This is a genomic window from Sphingopyxis lindanitolerans (assembly GCF_002993885.1).
GTDB classification, from domain to species: domain Bacteria; phylum Pseudomonadota; class Alphaproteobacteria; order Sphingomonadales; family Sphingomonadaceae; genus Sphingopyxis; species Sphingopyxis lindanitolerans.
The window spans coordinates 3,269,528-3,288,879 of sequence record NZ_CM009578.1 but is presented as its reverse complement, the minus strand read 5'-3'; the positions used below and the strand labels follow the sequence as shown (position 1 = coordinate 3,288,879).

General features: G+C 65.3%; 16 protein-coding genes. 12 read left to right on the top strand and 4 right to left on the bottom strand.

The window, feature by feature from the left end; all coding sequences use genetic code 11:
- The first annotated feature begins 224 nt into the window (after positions 1-224).
- Together CVO77_RS15680 and CVO77_RS15675 are read left to right on the top strand one after the other, a co-directional pair.
- Positions 225-641: a hypothetical protein gene (locus CVO77_RS15680; RefSeq protein ID WP_197709640.1), complete on the top strand. Its 417-nt coding sequence runs from the start codon at positions 225-227 to the stop codon at positions 639-641.
- A 31-nt stretch (positions 642-672) separates the two neighbouring features.
- Complete coding sequence (locus CVO77_RS15675; protein ID WP_105999844.1) at positions 673-1,152, top strand: GNAT family N-acetyltransferase; 480 nt, start codon at positions 673-675, stop codon at positions 1,150-1,152.
- A gap of 31 nt (positions 1,153-1,183) precedes the next feature.
- Here the strand turns inward: CVO77_RS15675 and CVO77_RS15670 are convergent, their stop codons facing one another.
- Together CVO77_RS15670 and CVO77_RS15665 are read right to left on the bottom strand one after the other, a co-directional pair.
- Positions 1,184-1,381 (bottom strand): hypothetical protein, encoded by a 198-nt coding sequence (locus tag CVO77_RS15670; RefSeq protein ID WP_105999843.1) that lies wholly within the window; start codon positions 1,379-1,381, stop codon positions 1,184-1,186.
- Positions 1,382-1,391: 10 nt separating this feature from the next.
- Positions 1,392-2,525: an acyltransferase family protein gene (locus tag CVO77_RS15665; RefSeq protein WP_105999842.1), complete on the bottom strand. Its 1,134-nt coding sequence runs from the start codon at positions 2,523-2,525 to the stop codon at positions 1,392-1,394.
- Positions 2,526-2,617: 92 nt separating this feature from the next.
- On the opposite strand from CVO77_RS15665, the gene CVO77_RS15660 reads away from it, so the two are divergent.
- Positions 2,618-3,469, top strand: coding sequence for a LytTR family transcriptional regulator DNA-binding domain-containing protein (locus tag CVO77_RS15660; protein WP_105999841.1), 852 nt, complete (start codon positions 2,618-2,620; stop codon positions 3,467-3,469).
- Positions 3,470-3,617: 148 nt separating this feature from the next.
- Here CVO77_RS15660 and CVO77_RS15655 read toward each other — a convergent pair whose 3' ends face one another.
- Positions 3,618-5,135 carry an acyl-CoA carboxylase subunit beta gene (locus CVO77_RS15655; protein WP_105999840.1) on the bottom strand — a complete coding sequence of 506 codons (1,518 nt, stop codon included), beginning with the start codon at positions 5,133-5,135 and terminating at the stop codon, positions 3,618-3,620.
- 233 nt (positions 5,136-5,368) lie between these two features.
- On the opposite strand from CVO77_RS15655, the gene CVO77_RS15650 reads away from it, so the two are divergent.
- The 4 genes from CVO77_RS15650 (at position 5,369) to CVO77_RS15630 (ending at position 9,734) form a co-directional block, all read left to right on the top strand.
- Positions 5,369-5,872, top strand: a complete 504-nt coding sequence (locus CVO77_RS15650; RefSeq protein ID WP_105999839.1) for a thioredoxin family protein — start codon at positions 5,369-5,371, stop codon at positions 5,870-5,872.
- Positions 5,872-6,651, top strand: coding sequence for an SDR family NAD(P)-dependent oxidoreductase (locus tag CVO77_RS15645; RefSeq protein ID WP_105999838.1), 780 nt, complete (start codon positions 5,872-5,874; stop codon positions 6,649-6,651). Before CVO77_RS15650 ends, CVO77_RS15645 begins: the two co-directional genes overlap by 1 nt.
- Positions 6,648-8,252, top strand: a complete 1,605-nt coding sequence (locus CVO77_RS15640; protein WP_105999837.1) for a S10 family peptidase — start codon at positions 6,648-6,650, stop codon at positions 8,250-8,252. Before CVO77_RS15645 ends, CVO77_RS15640 begins: the two co-directional genes overlap by 4 nt.
- A gap of 579 nt (positions 8,253-8,831) precedes the next feature.
- Positions 8,832-9,734, top strand: coding sequence for a DMT family transporter (locus CVO77_RS15630; protein ID WP_105999835.1), 903 nt, complete (start codon positions 8,832-8,834; stop codon positions 9,732-9,734).
- Between the two features lie 158 nt (positions 9,735-9,892).
- On the opposite strand, the gene CVO77_RS15625 is transcribed toward CVO77_RS15630, so the two are convergent.
- On the bottom strand, positions 9,893-10,849 hold the full coding sequence (locus CVO77_RS15625; protein ID WP_242445973.1) for an L-threonylcarbamoyladenylate synthase: 957 nt from the start codon (positions 10,847-10,849) through the stop codon (positions 9,893-9,895).
- 51 nt (positions 10,850-10,900) lie between these two features.
- On the opposite strand from CVO77_RS15625, the gene CVO77_RS15620 reads away from it, so the two are divergent.
- The 5 genes from CVO77_RS15620 (at position 10,901) to CVO77_RS15600 (ending at position 19,190) form a co-directional block, all read left to right on the top strand.
- Positions 10,901-12,643, top strand: coding sequence for an acyl-CoA dehydrogenase family protein (locus CVO77_RS15620; RefSeq protein WP_105999834.1), 1,743 nt, complete (start codon positions 10,901-10,903; stop codon positions 12,641-12,643).
- A 115-nt stretch (positions 12,644-12,758) separates the two neighbouring features.
- A complete protein-coding gene (locus CVO77_RS15615; RefSeq protein WP_105999833.1) occupies positions 12,759-15,050 on the top strand; it encodes an EAL domain-containing protein in 2,292 nt (763 codons plus the stop codon).
- Between the two features lie 652 nt (positions 15,051-15,702).
- On the top strand, positions 15,703-17,655 hold the full coding sequence (locus tag CVO77_RS15610; protein ID WP_105999832.1) for a ribonucleoside-diphosphate reductase subunit alpha: 1,953 nt from the start codon (positions 15,703-15,705) through the stop codon (positions 17,653-17,655).
- Between the two features lie 120 nt (positions 17,656-17,775).
- Positions 17,776-18,840, top strand: a complete 1,065-nt coding sequence (locus tag CVO77_RS15605) for a ribonucleotide-diphosphate reductase subunit beta (RefSeq protein WP_105999831.1) — start codon at positions 17,776-17,778, stop codon at positions 18,838-18,840.
- Positions 18,841-18,965: 125 nt separating this feature from the next.
- Entirely contained in the window at positions 18,966-19,190 is a 225-nt protein-coding gene (locus CVO77_RS15600; RefSeq protein WP_105999830.1) for a hypothetical protein, read from the top strand.
- Positions 19,191-19,352 lie beyond the last annotated feature (162 nt).

The following is a 19,352-nucleotide window of genomic DNA, read 5'->3' as shown; positions in this document are numbered from 1 at the left end:
GAGATTCGTCATGCTGAACTTGTTTCAGCATCCATGACCGGACCTCACGTCCGGCCCCCCGCCGAAGGAAGCGGCGGGCCATGGACCCTGAAACTAGTTCAGGGTGACGAGGATGGATGGATCGGATTCCGGTCGAAAGCGGCCCTCTCATCAAACGCACCATCGCCTTTTACATCGCCGTCGGCAGCGACTAGCCTCGCTCCATTCCGATGGAGGCCCCCGACATGCCCACCAGACCCGACACCCTCGACCGCCTCGTCCAGCTCCTCCTGCTCATCGCCGCGGTCACCACAATCGCCAACGGCGTCTTCATGCTCGCAAAGCCGCTCGACTGGTATGTCTTCGTCCCAACCGTCGTCACCACCGGCCCGCCGAACGCGCATTTCATCCGCGACATCGGGCTCGCCTATCTGGGGTCGGGGCTGATCCTCCTCTATGCCGCGCTCGACCCCGTCCGCCACTGGCGCGCGGCGGTGGTCGGCGGGCTGTGGCTGGCCCTCCACGGCCTGCTCCACATCTATGAGGTCGCGGCGGGCATCTGCGGCCCCGCGACCTTCTGGGCCGACGCCCCCGCGGTGATCGGCCAGCCCGCGCTCGTCATCGCCGCGATCGCGATCTTGCGGATGCGAAAGCGCATTTGACAGCGCGCGTGCGACTGGACAGAGCGCGGGCATGACCCTCGCCATCCGCCCCGCCACCGCCGCCGACCTGCCGCTCATCGCGCAGTTCATCCGCGATCTCGCCGATTATGAGAAGCTCGCGCACGAAGTCCGCTTCGATGAGGCGGCGCTCGGCGAAAAGCTGTTCGGGCCGCGCCCCTATGCCGAGGTGGTGATCGGCGAGATCGACGGAGCGCCGCAGGGCTTTGCGCTCTTCTTCCACAATTTCTCGACCTTCGAGGGGCGGCCGGGCCTTTATCTCGAAGATCTGTTCGTCCGCCCCGAAGCGCGCGGATCGGGGCTCGGCAAGGCGCTGCTCGCGCATCTCGCGACGCTGTGCGCGATACGCGACTGCGCGCGGCTCGAATGGTCGGTGCTCGACTGGAACAGCCCGGCGATCGGCTTTTACCAGAGCCTCGGCGCGACGCTGATGGACGAATGGACGGTGATGCGCGTCGATGGCGAGGCGTTGGCCCGCCTCGCGGACTCGTAACGCCCGGCCTGCGCCGGGAGGATCGTGACGGTCAGCGCCTGCGCGCGAACCAGATCAGCACGATACCGACCACCGCCAGCACCGTGCCGTTGCGCGTCCATGTCGGGTTGCCGAGCATGAAGCTGCTCGACGGCCAGTGGATGATATCGAGACCCTGCAAAGCCCAGAATCCGCCGACCAGAACCGCCGCGACACCGACGATCGCCAGAATACCCTTGAGTGCGCCCATGCTGCCCTCCCTATTGGCGCTGCAGCCCGATCAACGGTCGCAGCCAGCCGATCCTGCGCCCGATCAGGTAGAAAAGCCAGCATCCGATGACTGTCGCCGCGAGCAGCACCGCAAAGGACGGCAACGCCCGGGCGCCCGCCAGCAGCAGCCCATATCCGACCAGAACGATGATCGTCTGATGGATGATGTAAAAGGGAAACACCGCCTCGGCGAGCGTCGCCCGCCACCGCTGATCGCGGTTCCAGAAACGGTCGGCAATCCCGACCAGCGCGACGATCGCCGCCCAGCCCTGCACCAGCCGGATCGCCATGAACCAGGTGACGACCCCCACCGGCGGCGGCCCTTCGCCGGGCGCCGCCCCTATCGCCCAGGCGACATAGCCATAGGCCGCGACCGCGAGCACCGCCGCCGCGGGCCAGCAGCGCGCGACCGCCGCGAACAGCACCGGCCGCACGCGCAGCAGCCAGCCAGTGACGAAGGGCACCAGATAATGAAGATGGTTCGGCCCATCGTCGAACAGCGCATGCGTCTCGCGATATCCGGGAAAGGCGAACAGGATCGCCATCCAAGCCGCGAGCGGCACGAGCAGCATCCCCCAGCCGCCGAGCAGCCGCGCCGCCGCACCGGCGTTCCATGCCCGCGCCCTTTCGGGCACCAGCACGAGCAGCAGCGCCGCGAGCAGGGTGTAGGCGAACAGATAGACGACGAACCACAGATGCTGCCACGTCGGCAGCACGATGCCTTCGAGCGTGCCGAAGCGGAAATAGTCGTGCATCCAGAAGTGGAGGAAGCTCCCAGCATAGCCATGTTGGGTGACGAGCTCGATCCACGGCTGCACCGGGATCACCACGACCATGCCGAAAGCGAGCGGGATCAGCAGCCGCGCGGCTCGCGAGCGCAGGAATGCCCCCGGCGCGCCGAGCTTCGCAAACAAGGCCGCGCTCGCATAGCCCGAGACGAGAAACAGCAGCGGCAGCCGCCAGCTGTTCGTCGCCATCATCGGGATCTGCACCCAGTCCATCGGCTGCGCGATCTTCACATGCCAGCCCCACGGCACGAAATACATGCCGATATGATAGAGGATGAGCAGCGCGAACGCGCCGATGCGCAGCCAGTCCATTCCATAATGTCGCATCTTGTCCATCGCGGCGAATCTCCTTTGCCGGTTGATGCCGCAGCCGCTAATCGGAAGGACGGCCGGCGGGCGATCCCGGCGGGACGAGAAGCGGAGCCGGTGTGACGGACGAAGAGGCGCGAGGGACGAGCGGCGGCGCAGCCGGGACGAGCGGATTAAGCGCCCGCGCGCTCACCGCGCTGCTGCTGACCGCGATCTTCCTCTTCGGGCTCGTCCGCATCGCCGCTAACGTCTATTCCTACATCGCCGACCGCGAGGGCGCGGGCCTCGCCACCTCGCCGACGATCGCCTGGATGCTCGAGGGCAGCAGCCTCGTCGCCTGGACGGTGATGATGATCCCCTGCTGGTTCGCGGTCCAGCGCATCCGCCCGCCGCGCGTCCCCCTGCCCGCCACGGCCCTGATCCACGCGCTGCTCGCGATCCCCATCTCGCTCGGGCATATCGCGTTGATGGTCGGTTTTCGCACCGCGCTCTGGCGGCTGATGGGGCTGAGCTATCATTTCACGGCGCCTGACGGCACCCCGATCCTCTACGAATTGCGCAAGGACCTCTCGGCCTATGTCGAGCTCGTCTTCATCCTCTTCCTCGTCCAGTGGCTCGTCGCGCGCTACGCCGCCCCGCCCGCCGCGACGCCAAAGCGCAGGGCGCTCGCGGTCGGCGACGGATCGGTCACCCACCATCTGCCCATCGACGAGATCGAGCATGTCGCGGCGGCGGGCAATTATGTCGAGATCGCGTGGCGCGGCCAGCGCCTCCTCCACCGCGCGACGCTTTCGGCCATTGAGGCCGAGCTGGCGGGCGCGGGCTTCGCGCGAATCCACCGCAGCCGGCTGGTGCGGCGGGACGCGGTGCGCCGGGTCGTCACGCTGAAGAGCGGCGACTTCGATGTCGAGACGGAAAGCGGCGCGGTGCTGCGCGGCAGCCGGCGGTATCGGGGGAATGTGGAAAGCTGATCTCCCGCCCTCTCATCTTCGTCATCCCGGATTTGACCCGGTTCGTCATCCCGGACTTGATCCGGGATCCAAGCGACGTCGCGGGAATGGATCCCGGATCAAGTCCGGGATGACGATGGGGGCCAATTCGACCTCCTTCCCAAAAACCCTATTTGAGTGCCCGCCACGCCAGCTCGGCAAACTCGCACAGCAACGGCCGCGTGTCGCGCGGATCGATAATATCCTCGACCCCATATTTCTCCGCCGTCCGAAACGGCGAACGCACGCGGTTCAATCGCTCGCGGATCGCCTCGAGATGCGTCGCCGGGTCTTCCGCCGCTTCGAGTTCGCTCTTGTAGGCGACCTCGACCCCGCCCTCGATCGGCAGGCTGCCCCAGTCGCCCGACGGCCAGGCGAAGCGATATTGGAAGCGCTCGGCGTTCGACATCGCGCTCCCCGCGATCCCGTAAGCGCGCCGCACGACGACCGACGCCAGCGGCACGGTCGCGCGGTAGATCGCGTTCATCGCCTGCACCCCGTAACGGATCGTCCCCGTCCGCTCGGCCTCGCCGCCGATCATGAAGCCCGGATTGTCGACGAGGTGGACGATCGGCAGGCGAAACTGGTCGGCCAACTTCACGAAACGCTCGGCCTTCTCGCTCGTCTTGGCGTCCCACGACCCGCCGAGATAGGAGGGATCGCTCGCCAGCACCGCCACCGGCCAGCCGTCGAGCCGCGCAAAGGCGGTGATCACCGCCCGCCCCCAGCGCGCGCCCATCTCGAAGACGCTGCCCCGGTCGAACACCGCGTCGGCAATGCGCCGCATCGAATAAACCTGCTTCGCCTCGCGCGGCACCGCCGACAGCAAAGCCTCCTCGCGGCGATCGACCGGATCGCTGCACGCCGTCCGCGCGGCCCGGTCGTGGATCGACGACGGCAGATAGGACAGAAAACGCCGCGCCGCCGCGAACGCCTCGACCTCGCTCGCGACCTCGTCATCGACGACGCCGTTGCGGGTATGGACATCGGTCCCGCCGAGTTCCTCGCGGTCGAGCGTGTCGCCGATCGCCGCGGCGACCGCCGGCCCCGCCGCGAACAGCTGCGACAGCCCGCGCACCATGATGCTGTAATGGCTGGCGACCACGCGCGCCGCGCCCAGCCCCGCCGTCGGCCCCAATGCGAGCGCGACGACCGGCACCGTGTCGAGATTGGCGATGATCTCATGCCACCCCGGCACGTGCGGGATATAGGTATAGCCCATATCCTCGAGCGTCTTGACCGAGCCGCCGCCGCCGGTGCCGTCGATCATGCGGATCAGCGGCAGGCGATATTCATGCGCCATCGCCTCGCACTGGATGAATTTGCGGTGCAGCGCCGCATCGGCCGCGCCGCCGCGCACGGTGAAATCATCGGCCGAGGCGACGACCGGCCGCCCGTCGATATTGGCGCGGCCAAAAATGAAATTGCTCGCGGCAAGGTCTTCGAATTCGCCATCGGCGCCATATATCCCGCGCCCCGCGATCTTGCCGATCTCGCGAAAGCTGCCCGGATCGACGATCGCCGCCAGCCGCGCCCGCGCGTCCATCTTGCCGCGCCCATGCTGGCGCGCGACCTTCTCCGCGCCGCCCATCTTCTCGGCCATCGCGCGGCGCGCGGCGAGTTCATCGACTTCCTTTTGCCAGCTCATGGCGGCGAAGCTAACTGACGTTGACGGAAACGTCATTCCGTTTCTTCTCCCTCCCACAAGCGGGAGGGGCAGCGAGCGTTGCGAGCTTGCTCGCTACTCGCAGCGGGGTGGGCCTTTGGCCCGCTGCCTGCCCACCCCATTGCGGCTAGCCAGCAAGCTGGCAAGCCTCATTGCCCCTCCCGCCTGCGGGAGGGGGGGTGGCGCTCGTCTTCACCACTGCTATCGTCGCCCCCATGATCCGTGCCATCGCGTTCCCGCTCGCCGCCATCCTGCTTCTGCCCGCCTCGGTCATGGCCGGTGAAGCGCGCACCATCGCCGGGGTCGCCGAACCCTATAAGACCGACGCCTTCGACTCCGACACCGACATCATGAAAGCGATCGACGCCGCGCTGGCCGCCGCGAAGCAATCGGGCAAGCGCGTCCTGCTCGTCATGGGCACCAACGCCTGCCACGACAGCGCCTGGCTCGCCAATCTGATCGCGACCGACCGCTTTGCGCCGGTGCGCGACCGCTATGAAATCGTCTTCGCCGACATCGGCATGCCGCACATCGAAGGCCGCGGCCGCAGTCCCGAGGTGCCGGCGCGCTTCGGCTTCACGATCAAGGGCACGCCGACGGTCGCCATCCTCGATGCCGAGGGCCATGTCCTGAACCGCAGGGCGGCGCCCAAATGGCGCAACGCCGCGAGCCGCAGCGACGATGAAATCTATACCGAACTGATGGAAGAGGGACAGTGATGACCGATTTGAATCTCGCGGGCCGCACCGCGCTCGTCACCGGCGCGTCGCGCGGCATCGGCCGCGGCATTGCGCTCGCGCTGGCGAGGGCGGGCGCCGACATCGCGGTCAATTACACGCGCGACGGCGAAGCGGCGGCGGAAACCGTCGCCCAGATCACCGCGCTCGGCCGCAAGGCCAAGGCCTATCAGGCGTCGGTCGCCGACGAAGAGGCGTCCGCCGCGATGGTCGCCGCGATCGCGGCCGATTTCGGCCCGCTGTCGATCCTGGTCAACAATGCCGGCATCGCCAGCCGCGGCAAGACCGTCGTCGACACCGACGCGGCCGAGGTCGAGAAATTGCTCGCCATCCACGCGGTCGGCGCGCACCGCCTCTCGCGCCTCGCGCTGCCGCAGCTTCGCCAGCACCCGCGCAGCGACATCGTCGTCATCTCGAGCGTCGCGACGCTCGGCAACGGCGCGAACGGCGCACCCTATAATATGGCGAAGGCGGCGGGCGAGGCGCTGGCGCTGACCCTCGCCAAGGAAGAGGTCCGAAACGGCGTCCGCGTCAATATCGTCGCGCCGTCGCTGACCGTCAGCGACATGGGCGAAAAACTGTCGCGCGCGATCACCGGACAGGGGGATATCCATCACCTCGACGCCAAATTCCCCTTCGGCCGCGTCCCCACCCCCGACGATGTCGCGGCGGCGGTGCTGTGGTTCGTCAGCGATGCGAACCCCTATTGCTCGGGGCAGAAACTCAATATCGACGGCGCCGGACAGGCGAGCTTCCGATGAAGCATATCCTCCTTGCGACCGCCCTCGCCCTGACCCTCGCCGGCTGCGCCACCGCCCAGTCGAAGGAAGCGCGCCCCGCGACCGAAAAGCCGGTCCCCGACGCCCCGATGTTCGCGCCCACCGCGGTCGAGAGCCACGGCTCGGTGACGGTCGGCGGCGTCGCCATCCCCTATCGCGCGGTCGCGGGCACGCTCGTCATCCATCCCAAGGGCTGGGACGACACCGTGCCGATCGAGCGCCAGCGCAATAAGGACGCCGCCGAGGACGTCCCGAACTCCGAAGCATCGATGTTCTACACCGCCTATTTCAAGGAGGGCGCGTCCGCCGACAGCCGCCCCATCACCTTCCTGTTCAACGGCGGCCCCGGCTCGCCGACGCTCTGGCTCCATATCGGCGCCTATGGCCCGGTGCGCGTCGAGACCCCCGATCTGGCGCACGGCAGCGCGCCCTATCGCACCGTCGCCAACGACCAGAGCCTGCTCGACGTCAGCGACCTCGTCTTCGTCGACGCCCCCGGCACCGGCTTCAGCCGCGTCGCGGGCAAGGACAAGGCAAAGGCGTGGTTCGGGGTCGATCAGGACATCCACGCCTTCACCATCTTCGTCCGCGATTTCCTGTCGAAATATGGCCGCTGGAAATCGCCCAAATATCTCTATGGCGAAAGCTATGGGACGATGCGCGCCGCCGGGATGACGCTCGCGCTGCAGAAACAGGACATCGACCTCAATGGCGTGATCCTGCTTTCCGACATCTTGAACTGGGATCTGATCCCCGACGACCCGCAGCTCAATCCGGGGGTCGATCTGCCCTATGTGGTGTCGCTCCCCACCTATGCCGCAACCGCCTGGTATCACAAGCGCGCGGGCGCGGGCCGCGACCTCGCCGCCTGGCTCGCCGAGGCCGAGGCCTTCGCGACCGGCGACTACACGCTCGCGCTGATGAAGGGCAACGACCTCACCGACGCCGAGCGGCAGTCGGTCGCGGCGAAGCTCCACGCTTTCACCGGCCTCCCCGTCGATTATCTGCTGAGGACCAACCTCCGCATCGAATATGGCGCGCTGCAAAAGGAGCTGCTCGCCGACAAGGGGCTGACCACCGGCACGCTCGACACGCGCTTCACCGGCGCGACGCTCGATCCCTTGAGCAAGACCGCGTCGAACGATCCGCAGGGCGCCGCGATCGGTGCGGCCTATACCGCCGCCTTCAACGACTATGTCCGCACCGCCCTCGGCTATGGCGAGGGGACGCATTATGAAGGCGGGCTCGATGTCTATGAAAGCTGGGATTACAAGCACCGCCCGCCCGGCGCCGACCGCGCGCTGATCGCGCTGCCCAACGTCCTGCCCGACCTGGCCGTCGCGATGAAGCAGAACCCGAAGCTGAAACTGCTCGTCACCGGCGGCTATTTCGACGTCTCGACCCCCTATTTCGCGGGCCGCTACGAGTTGCGGCATCTTCCCGTGCCGAAGGAGCTTCAGGCGAACATCGCCTATAAATATTATAGCTCGGGCCACATGGTCTATGTGAACCCCGCGCTGCTCGGCCAGATGCACGGCGACGTCGCCGACTTCATCCGGCAGAGCGACGGGGTCGATGAGTAATGCACGGTTTTCCGCCCGCCCCCGACCTGCATTTCCTGATCGGAAAGCAATTGGGGCAGGTGTGTCTGGACCCGCACTCGGTCCAGCTCCATTTCTGGAATGGCGGCGGAATCCACATCGGCATGATGTCGAGCATGGATCGGAAGACGGAGAATCCTATCGCTAGGATTGCACAGCCCACGTCGGCCCGCCTCTCCTCCTCCACCGCCTGATCGCCCGGACCATCGCATCGGTCGAAGTCGAACCGCTTCGCTTCACTCTCCATTTCGATGACGGCCAGCGATTGATCCTCCATTCGGAAGAAGGCCCCTATGAATGCGGCCATATCCGGCTCGCAGACGATTCTGCCCAGGTGATCGTCTACTGAACGCGGCTGGCCGCCGACGCACGGCGATTTCATCAGGTGGACCGACGGGATCGAACCGGCCGCCCAAAAGTCGTCATTGCGAGGAGCCGAAGGCGACGCGGCAATCTCCAGCCATCGGCCTTGCGCGAGGTTGAAGGCTGGAGATTGCTTCGTCGCTGCGCTCCTCGCAATGACGATATCAACGAATCCCTTCCGGCTCTAAAGCCCTCCCCATGCGCCCCGATTCGCCCTCTCCGCTGATCCCCTTCCTCGTCGCCTGCGCGGGGATCGCGACCTATTCGTCGATGGACGTGCTGATGAAGGGGCTGTCGATCGACATCGGCGCCTATAATGCCGTGCTGTGGCGCACCGGCCTGGGGGCGCTGCTCAGCGGCGCGCTCTATTTCGCGATGCGTCCGGCGATGCCCGACGCGCCGACGATGCGTATCCATGCGTGGCGCGCGCTGTTCGTCGCCGGGATGGCGATCACCTTTTTCTGGGCGCTCGCGCGGCTGCCGATGGCCGAGGCGATCGCGCTTGCTTTCGTCGCGCCGCTGCTGACGCTCTACATGGCCGCGCTCTTTCTCGGCGAGAAAATCGGCCCGCGCTCGATCGCCGCCTCGATGCTCGGCCTCACCGGCGTGATCGTCATCGTCGCGGGCAAGCTTGGCGGCGGCGGCCATACGCCCGAGGCGCTGTGGGCGGTCGGCGCGGTGTTCCTGTCGGCGGTCTTCTATGCCTACAACCTCATCCTCGCGCGGCGGCAGGCAAAGATGGCTGGGCCGATGGAGATCGCCTTCTTCCAGAATCTGTTCGTGACGCTGTTCCTGGCGGTCGGCGCGCCCTGGTTCCTCGCGGTTCCCGGCGGCACCCACGCGCCGCACATCCTCGGCGCCGCGATCCTCTCGACACTGTCGCTGCTGCTGCTGAGCTGGGCCTATGCGCGCGCCGAGGCGCAGATACTCGCGACGAGCGAATATACCGGCTTTCTGTGGGCGATGACCTTCGGCTGGATCTTCTACAACGAGCCGGTGACGCTGCCGACGATCGCGGGCGCGGTGCTGATCGTCATCGCCTGCCTGATCGTCGCCCGCAAGACCCCGCACGGCGACCCGGTGGAACCGGCGGCGGCCTGAAACAGGTTCACGCGGAGACGCGGAGGCGCGGAGAGGTCGCCCATGCCGCGAAGCGGCCTTTTCCTTTGACGGCGCATAAACCGCACCCGCAAAACGAGATAGGGCCTATCGGCCCAAGGCTATTCTCCGCGCCTCCGCGTCTCCGCGTGAATCAAAAATCACACCGCTGCCCGCGCGAGCCGGTCGTTGATCGCCGCGCCCAACCCCTCGGCAGGAATCGCCGCCACCGCGATCTTCGGCTTCGCGCTCGCTGCGCCGGCGTGGAGCGCATCGAACAGCCGCGCCGCCGCTTCGACCGCATCGCCCTCAGCGCTGAGCTGATAGTCGCCCGCAAGCCCGCCGAAACCGATGCCGAACTCGTCGGCCTCGAACGCGGCGGCGTTCAGCCGAACCGGCTTGCCCGGCGCATAATGGCTCGCGAGCATCCCCGGCGCGACAATGTCGGCGCCCGCCCGCGCCGTCACCGCCAGCCCCGAAGCCCCGGCCAGCATCGCCGCGGTCACCGGCCCCGGCCGCAGTATCTGAACTGCGCCATCGGTCACCCGCGCAATCGTCGATTCGACCCCGGCACTCGTCGCGCCATCGTCGATCACCAGCGCAATCCGTCGATCGAGGCTGGCGAGCACATGGCTGGCCTTGGTCGGGCTGATCCGTCCGCTGGCGTTGGCGCTGGGCGCCGCGAGCGGCGCGCCGGTCGCCGCGAGCAGCGCCTGCATCGCGCGGTGGCCCGGCACGCGGAGCGCGATCGTGTCCAACCCTGCGGTCGCGATGCTGGCGACGGGGCAATCATGGCTGCGCGGCACGACGAGCGTCAGCGGCCCGGGCCAGAAGGCCTCGGCCAGCGCACGCTCCGCTTCGCCGAACACGCCCAGTTTCTCGGCGGCGGCAAGCGTCGGCACATGGACGATCAGCGGGTTGAAATCGGGCCGCCCCTTCGCGGCATAGATGCGCGCGACCGCCGCCGAGTCGCGCGCATCGGCGGCGAGGCCATAGACCGTCTCGGTCGGCACCGCGACCGGCAGCCCGCGCGCGATACAGGCCGCCGCCCGCGAAATCGCGTCGGCGCCGAAAGGGCGGATCTCGGTATCCATGCTCTCGGTTGGACCTTCGGCCATGCCGCGCTATAGCGCGCGCGCAACGATATTCACCAGCAAAGTGTCCCGTCCATGACCTATACGCCGCCCACCACCGAACAGCTTTTCGTCCTCGATCATATCGCGCGCATCGACGCGATGGCGGCGCACGACAAATTCGCCGCCGCGACCCCCGACATGGTCGAGGCGATCGTCACCGGCATCGGCGACTTCGCGGCCGAGGTCTATGCGCCCTTGAACCGCGTCGGCGACGTCACCAATCCCAAATGGGACGACGGCAAGGTCACCATGCCGCCGGGATTCAAGGACGCCTACAAGCAGTTCGTCGAAGCGGGCTGGGGCAGCCTCGACGGTCCCGGCGCCTATGGCGGGCAGGACCTGCCCTTCACGCTGGCGACCGTGGTGATCGAGGCGCTCGGCACCGCGGACATGGGCTTTACCCTGTGCAACATCCTGACCCCCGGCGCGATCCACGCGCTGATGGCCTATGGCACCGAGGACCAGCGCCAGACCTGGCTCCCCAAGCTGATCACCGGCGAATGGAACGGGACGATGAACCTGACCGAGCCGAGCGCGGGCAGCGACGTCGGCGCGCTGCGTTCGACCGCCGAGAAGGTCACCGAAGGCCCGAACGCCGGGCTCTATCGGATCAAGGGGCAAAAGATCTTCATCACCTTCGGCGAGCATGACCTCACCGACAATATCATCCACCTCGTCCTCGCGCGAACCCCCGGCGCAAGCGAGGGGACGCGCGGCATCTCGCTCTTCCTCGTCCCCAAATATCGCCTCGACGACGCCGGCAATCCGACCGTTTCCAACGGCGTCCATTGCGCCTCGATCGAGCATAAGCTCGGCATCCACGGCTCGCCGACCGCCGTCATGGTCTATGGCGAGGGCGAGGATTGCCTGGGCGAGATCGTCGGCGCCGAGATGGGCGGGATGCGCGCGATGTTCGTGATGATGAACAATGCGCGGCTGATGGTCGGCTGCCAGGGCGTCCAGATCGCCGAGCGCGCGACGCAGCAGGCGCAGCGCTATGCCGCCGAGCGCGTCCAGTCGTCGCTCGCGGGGTCGCCCGACCGCACCCCGGTGACGATCGGGCATCACCCCGACGTCAAGCGGATGCTGTGGCGGATGCGCGCGCAGACCGAAGCCGCGCGCGCGCTCATCTATTACGCCTCGGCGCAGACCGATTTCGCCAAGCTCGGCGACGCGGCCGCGGCGCTGCGCGCCGACGTCCTCATCCCGCTGGCAAAGGCGCATGCGACCGACATCGGCTGCGAGGTCGCGAGCCTCGGCGTCCAGGTCCACGGCGGCATGGGCTTCATCGAGGAAACCGGCGCCGCGCAGCATTATCGCGACGCGCGCATCGCGCCGATCTATGAAGGCACCAACGGCATCCAGGCCGCCGACCTCGTCGGGCGCAAGCTCGGGCTTGCGGGCGGTGACGGGGTGCGCGCGCTGATCGACGATATCGCGGCGGGCGCCGGCGATTTCCCGCAGCTCGCCGAGCTTGCCGAAACCTGCCGCGCGGTGACCGACTGGCTCGAACAGGCGGCGATTCCCGACCGACTCGCGGGCAGCTACCCCTATCTCACCATGGTATCGACCGCGACCTGCGGCTGGCTGATGGCCCTGCAAAACCGCGCCGCCCGCGCCGCGCTCGACGCGGGCGAAGGCGACACCGTCTTCCTCGAAGCCAAAATAACCTCAACCCGCTTCTACCTCGATCAGATCGTCCCCGCGGCGACCGGCCTCGCGGCCCCGGCGCTCGCCGGCGACGCCGCGCTCGCGCCGCTTCCCGCAATCGCCTGAAACCGCTGGAAATCCCTGCCCTCCCGCCCGGTGCGAGGCGGCAGGATTCGACGCATGATTAACGCGATGATAACCAAGTCAGGATAGACGCATTCGGCAATTGCCGGAGATATGCGTGCCCAATCCGTTCCATGGTCTGATTATCAGTTGGCGGACGATCGGCCTGTCGCTGCTGCTCAGCGTGGTCGTGGGGCTGTCATCAATCGGCGAGCCAGTCGATCGCGTGATCGAAGCGGCAATCGGCCGCCTCGCCTGGCGCCCGGTATCGGGCGACATCGTCGTGGTCGGTGTTGACGACAAGACGCTCCAGACGGTCCAGGATCAGGAGCTGTCGGTCGCCAACCACGCAAAAGTCATCAACGCGATAGACGCCGCGGGCGTGAAGCGACTGTTCGTCGACTTTTCCTATCGGCGCCGCCTGACCGATCCCGATTTTTCGAAGGTCGTCACCGCCGTTCGCCATATGGACGACCGGATCGTTCTCGCCGTGCCCGCGACCAAGATGTCCGGCACCAACGTACGAGTCGATTATTGGCCGGTTCCGGCGATGGGCGATCGCGCAAAGCGCGCCTGCATCTGTTGGGAATATGAATTGTGGCAGGTTTGGCGTGTGCCGTTGGCGGTTTACGCCAATGGCCGAGCCTTGCCGACCTTCGCTTCGCTGCTCGCCGATCATCCGCTCGACAAGCCGTCGCTATTCTCGCTCGACTATTCTTACGACACCTCGACCGTAACAGAATATAGCGCGATCGATGTCATGACGGGTCGCATCGGACGAAAGGAGCTGGCTGGTAAGCAAGTCATATTTGCCGCCACCAACGCGACTTCGTCCGACCAGCATTTCCTGCCCGGCCACGACAAATTGCCGGGCGCGTATATCCATCTGATCGCGGGTGAAGCGCTGAAACGTGGAACCCCCGTGGATATCGGCTTTCTGCCCGGCCTCGTGTTCACCTTCGCCATATTGATAGGGTCGCTATTCTGGCGCCAGGGTCGCTGGTACGCGCGTGCCGCTTTTGCGACCACTACCATTCTCATTGCCGTCAAGGTGGTGCTCAGCCTGTCGTTGATCTCGACCCAGATCGGCGCGGCGTGCTTTCTCGTCGCGGCGCTCAGCGCCAATGTGTCCCGCACCCGTCGCCGCGACTCCGCGCAACGCGAAAACCCCATCTCGGGCCTTCCCAATTTCGAGGCTCTACGCAGTCAGTTGCCCTTCGGCAGCGCAACCGTGATCGCGGCCAAGGTCGTCAATTTCGAAGATCTCGCCGCCTTCATCCCCGGCGACGGCATCGGCCAGCTTGTCGAACAGGTCACGCGCCGCCTCCAGCTCGCGTCGCAGGGCACCGTCCTGCACCATGATCTCGACGGCACGTTCGCGTGGCTCGTACCTTATTATCAGCACAGCCAGATCGAGGGGCAACTCGCCGGCCTGGCCGCGCTGTTCAACGCGCCGCTCACCATCGGCGAGCTTCGCGTCGACGTCGCCATCGCCTTCGGCGTCAACGACGAGTTCGAGGGTTCGAACGCGCAGCGGCTCGCCGCCGCGCTGGTCGCCGCCGAAAAGTCGATTCGCACCCGGTCGCTGTGGACCAAATATACGCCGCGGCAAAAGGACGATGCCGGTTGGCAACTATCCTTTCACTCGCAGCTCGAGGACGCATTGTCGGGCGGCGATATCTGGGTCGCCTTCCAGCCGCAGTACGGGATTGCGACGAAACAGCTCGTCGGGGTCGAAGCGCTCGCGCGCTGGACGCATCCGACGCGCGGCCCGATCCCGCCCGACGAGTTCATCGTCCAGGCCGAAAAAAGCCAGGACATCTATCGCCTCACCCTGTTCGTCATGGATCAGGCGATCCGGTCGGCGGCCGACCTCCACCAGCGCGGGCTCGATATCCATATGTCGGTCAACCTGTCGGCGACGCTGCTCGACCACAGTGATCTCGTCGGGACAATCCGCGTCATGCTGACCGCGCATCACCTGTCCGCCGAGAAATTGACGATCGAGATCACCGAAACCGCGCAGATCGAGAATAGCCGCCAGGCGAAGCAGACGCTCGCGCAGCTCCGCCGCGCCGGCATCCGCCTGTCGATCGACGATTATGGCACCGGCCAGTCGAACCTCGAATATCTGACCGAAATCGAGGCCGACGAAATCAAGATCGACAAGCGATTCGTCATGACCATGCGCGATTCGCAGCGGAACCTCGAAGTCGTCAAATCGACGATCGATCTCGCGCACCGCCTCGGCGCCGTCGCGGTCGCCGAAGGCATTGAAGACGCGCCGACGCTGGCAATTCTGGAACAATTGGGCTGCGACGTCGGGCAGGGGTATCTGCTTGGAAAACCGCAGCTATTTTCCGAACTGGTAAATAGCCTCGCCGCCCCTCCCCACAGCCGCACCGCCTGACTGCCAGATTGGCGGCAATCGCCCGTGTGCAATTATAGTTAAGACTCGATTTACCTTATCTATTAAGGTATATGCTCCGTTAACTGTTCCTCGTGGGCAGTGCCGACAGGAGATCTGACATGGGTTGGTTTTGGAAGTTCCTGGGTGGCGGCGGCACCGGCAACGGCGGCTCGGACGCGTAACCTGGATAAAAATTAGAATAAGGGCCTCGGACTTGTCCGGGGCCCTTTTTCTTTGCCCTTTGCGAGCAGGTCGATGGCGCCGCCGAGGTGTCCTTTTTTCGTTTCACACCGCACGCGCCGAAGCACCTAGGAAAAGCGTGCTTTGGAGCCGTGGGCGCCTTTTTCGCGCGGTGAACCGAATCAAAATATCGACGAGTTGAGTCCTCAATCTGTCATTTACCGTCTTGCATCGCAGCGCCGACGTGGCACTATGGGTGGTGGGTCAGCCACGGGGGCACCCCAAGAAATAGTATCAGGCCGAAAGTGGCGGATTTCCGTTGCCCATGAACCATGGGCTCGGGAAAACCCTCTTTGCGCCGAAAATAAGTCCCACGGGGATGCGTTTAGATGCTAGGATCGGGGCTTCGCCCTGGGTCGAACAAGACAGGAACATATGCGCCTCGGCGCATGGGTAGAACGGGGACGAGTAAATGGATTTTCGCGAGACGGAACGGGTGGAGACGAGCGACGTGGCGACGGTGGAACTGGCAAAGAATGACGCTCCGGCGCCCCTCGAAACGAAGGGCGAATCGGCTCCCGACGCGCAGCCGGCGGCGAAGCTGAACGACAGCAGCGAATCCAAGGTCCACGCGCGCCGATTCGAGGTCGTGACCGTGCGCGACCGCGACGCGCTGCTCACCGATTTCGGCAAGGAAACGTTGCAGGATCGCTACCTTCTCCCCGGCGAATCCTATCAGGATCTCTTCGCGCGCGTCGCGTCGGCCTATGCCGACGACCAGGACCACGCCCAGCGCCTCTATGATTATATCTCGAAGCTGTGGTTCATGCCCGCGACCCCCGTTCTCTCGAACGGCGGCACCGGCCGCGGCCTGCCGATCAGCTGCTATCTGAATTCGGTCCCCGACAGCCTCGAAGGCATTGTCGAGACGTGGAACGAGAATGTCTGGCTCGCCTCGCGCGGCGGCGGCATCGGCACCTATTGGGGCAGCGTGCGTGGCATCGGCGAGCCGGTCGGCCTCAACGGCAAGACCAGCGGCATCATCCCCTTCGTCCGGGTGATGGACAGCCTGACCCTCGCGATCAGCCAGGGCTCGCTGCGTCGCGGTTCGGCCGCCTGCTATCTCGACATCAGCCATCCGGAGATCGAGGAGTTCCTCGAAATCCGCAAGCCGTCGGGCGACTTCAACCGCAAGGCGCTCAACCTCCATCACGGCGTGCTGATCACCGACGAGTTCATGGAGGCCGTCCGCGACGGCACTGAATTCAACCTGCGCAGCCCCAAGGATCAGAGCGTCCGCGGCAGCGTCGATGCGCGCAGCCTGTTCCAGAAGCTCGTCGAAACGCGACTTGCGACCGGCGAACCCTATATCATCTTCATCGACCAGGTGAACCGCATGATGCCCAAGCATCACCGCGACCTGGGGCTGAAGGTTTCGACCTCGAACCTGTGCAGCGAAATTACCCTGCCCACCGGCCGCGACCATCTCGGCAACGATCGCACCGCGGTCTGCTGCCTCTCGAGCCTCAACCTCGAAACCTGGGACGAGTGGAATGGCGACAAGGGCTTCATCGAAGACGTGATGCGGATGCTCGATAACGTCCTTCAGGACTATATCGACCGCGCCCCGCCCGAAATGGCGCGCGCCAAATATTCGGCCAGCCGCGAACGCTCGGTCGGCCTCGGCGTGATGGGCTTCCACAGCTTCCTCCAGGCGCGCGGCCTGCCGTTCGAGGGCGCGATGGCGAAATCGTCGAACCTGCGCGTCTTCAAGCATATCCGCGCGCAGGTCGACCAGGCGTCGATGCTGCTCGCCAAGGAACGCGGCCCCTGCCCCGACGCCGCCGATCAGGGCGTGATGGAGCGCTTCAGTTGCAAGATGGCGATCGCGCCGACCGCGTCGATCAGCATCATCTGCGGCGGCACCAGCGCGTGCATCGAGCCGATCCCGGCGAATATCTATACGCACAAGACGCTGTCGGGCAGCTTCTCGATCCGCAACCCGCATCTGGAAGCCCTGCTCGTCGACAAGGCGAAGAACAGCGACGCGATCTGGAACTCGATCCTCGAACGCGGCGGCAGCGTCCAGCACCTCGACTTCCTGAGCCAGGACGAGAAGGATTGCTACAAGACCAGCTTCGAGATCGACCAGCGCTGGCTGCTCGAACTCGCCGCCGACCGCACGCCTTACATCGATCAGGCGGCGTCGCTGAACCTGTTCATCCCCGCGGACGTCGAGAAATGGGACCTGCTCATGCTCCACTATCGCGCGTGGGAGCTCGGCATCAAATCGCTCTATTACCTGCGGTCCAAGTCGGTCCAGCGCGCCGGCTTCGCGGGCGGGGTCGAGGCCGACAACACCGCCGAAGCGCCGGTGTATCAGCTGGAGAGCACCGATTATGACGAGTGCCTGGCCTGCCAGTGAAGTTTACCCCTCCCTCGTCACCCCGGACTTGATCCGGGGTCCACGCGGGGGAGCAGGACCCATCGATGGATTCCGGCCTTCGCCGGAGTGACGAAAAAATCTGACCCGAGGATAGCCACCATGTCCCTTCTAGAATCCCGCAAGACCTACAAGCCCTTCGAATATCCCTGGGCGTTCGATTTCTGGAAGCGCCAGCAGCAGATCCACTGGGTTCCCGAGGAAGTGCCGCTGGGCGAGGATTGCCGCGACTGGGCGCAGAAGATCAGCGACCATGAGCGCAACCTGCTCACCCAGATTTTCCGCTTCTTCACCCAGGCCGATATCGAGGTGCAGGATTGCTACCACGATAAATATGGCCGCGTGTTCAAGCCGACCGAGATCAAGATGATGCTGACCGCGTTCAGCAACATGGAAACCGTGCATATCGCCGCTTACTCGCACCTGCTCGACACCGTCGGCATGCCCGAAAGCGAATATGGCATGTTCCTCGAATATGAGGAGATGCGCGCCAAGCACGACTATATGCAACAGTTCGGCGTCGACAATGACGAGGATATTGCGCGCACGCTGGCGATGTTCGGCGGCTTTACCGAAGGCTTGCAGCTCTTCGCCAGCTTCGCGATGCTGATGAACTTCCCGCGCTTCAACAAGATGAAGGGCATGGGCCAGATCATCAGTTGGTCGATCCGCGACGAAAGCCTCCACTGCGAAGGCATCATCAAGCTGTTCCATACCTTCGTCAAGGAACGCGGCTGCCTGACCAAGGCGGTGAAGGAAGACATCATCGACACCTGCCAGAAGACGGTGCGGCTCGAGGATGCGTTCATCGACCTCGCGTTCGAACAGGGGCCCGTCCCCGGCATGACGCCCAAAGAGATCAAGCGCTATATCCGCTACATCGCCGACTGGCGCCTGGGGCAGCTCGGTTTCCAGCCGATCTACATGATCGACGAACACCCCCTCCCCTGGCTCGCCCCGCTGCTCAACGGCGTCGAGCACGCCAATTTCTTCGAAACCCGCGCGACCGAATATAGCAAGGGCGCGACCCGCGGCGAGTGGAACAATGTCTGGTCGAGCTTCGACAGCCGCAAGAAGGCCAAGGCGAACGACGACGCGACCCCCGTCATCACCGCCGAAACCGACGGCGAGGACATGTTCGCAAAGGCAGGCATCGCCGCCGAATGATAAGCTGAAAACCCCTCCCGCCTGCGGGAGGGGCAGCAAGACTTGGGAGCTTGCTCCCCTAGTCGCCGCGGGGAGGGCATCACACGCCAACCCCCGCCGCGACCCAAATCAACAAGGCCAACCAAATGACCGAAAAACAGAAACTCGTGCATCTAAGCCAGCCCCAGCGTTCGACGCTCGAAGGCCTCTCAAACCGCCGCCCCCAACTCCCCACCGACCCGATCCGCGACGAGCTCGTCACGCTGGGTCTGGTGGTCAAGCAGGGCGCCAAATGGGCACTGACCCCGACAGGCAAGAAGGTGCTGGCGGCGGGCTCGAACCGACGGAATAAGGGCGGGTTTTCGGTTTGAGGTAGCGGAAATTACGGAAATTACGGTGACAGAAATTACGGTTACAGGTGCAATAACCCCCAATTAGCTCGACACCGCATGGATGCCGGATCAAGTCCGGCATGACGATCCGAAGAGAAGCATCCAATCTGACTCCAATCTCGTCACCCCGGACTTGATCCG